This window comes from Oleiphilus sp. HI0117, from assembly GCF_001635235.1.
The window spans coordinates 1-740 of the sequence record NZ_LWGA01001475.1 but is presented as its reverse complement, the minus strand read 5'-3'; the positions used below and the strand labels follow the sequence as shown (position 1 = coordinate 740).

Sequence of the window (740 nt, the reverse complement as noted above, 5' to 3'; positions counted from 1 at the left end):
AGCAGTGACAGGCTCACCGTAATGCGCTCAGGAAAGCGCTTACACATTTCAGCAATAAACGCAGGATCTTCTATAGCTTTAGTTCCTAAGGTCACTGTTCTAATACCAGACTTCAGGTAATGCTCAACTTCAGATTCACTACGAATTCCACCTTCAACATGTAAATTTAGATTTGGAAAACGCTGAGCGATCGAAACGATCATTTCTGCATGAGCCGTCCGCCCCTGAATTGCACCATCTACGTCAAACACATAAAGGTCCTGCACACCGGCATCCATCCAACGCCCGGCAAGGTCTGTCGCATCATCGGAGTAAACTTTGGTCTGATCAAGGTGATGACCAGACACATGCACACATTTAGCCTGCATTAGGTTAATTGAGGGTAGGATATTCATCGCTTGACTAGTACCTTCTATTTTCCAGACCAGTTCGCAAAATTCTTGAGTAGCTGTAAACCTGCATGCTGGCTCTTTTCAGGGTGAAACTGAACTGCAAAAATGCTATCTCGGCTAAGTGCCGCAGCGATAGACTTCCCGTATTGGGCCGAACCTGCCAAGTATTGATGATCAGCCGCTACGTAATAGCTATGGACAAAGTAAAAACGCGAGGCATCTGAGATCTTATGCCACATAGGGTGATCACCATTCTGCACCACCTGATTCCACCCCATATGCGGTACTTTCAAACGAACCTTCTCGCCCTTATCGTTCTCTTCATACAAGCTTTCGCCAAAATGCAAA

Annotated in this window: 2 protein-coding genes; both read right to left on the bottom strand. The window is 45.9% G+C overall.

The window, feature by feature from the left end:
• A partial coding sequence (locus A3757_RS24555) for a HisA/HisF-related TIM barrel protein (protein ID WP_255375000.1) occupies positions 1 to 395 on the bottom strand: 395 nt, incomplete at its 3' end.
• Between the two features lie 17 nt (positions 396 to 412).
• Positions 413 to 740, bottom strand: a 328-nt coding sequence (gene hisH, locus A3757_RS24550) for an imidazole glycerol phosphate synthase subunit HisH (protein ID WP_068740463.1), incomplete at its 5' end; no start/stop codon positions are given.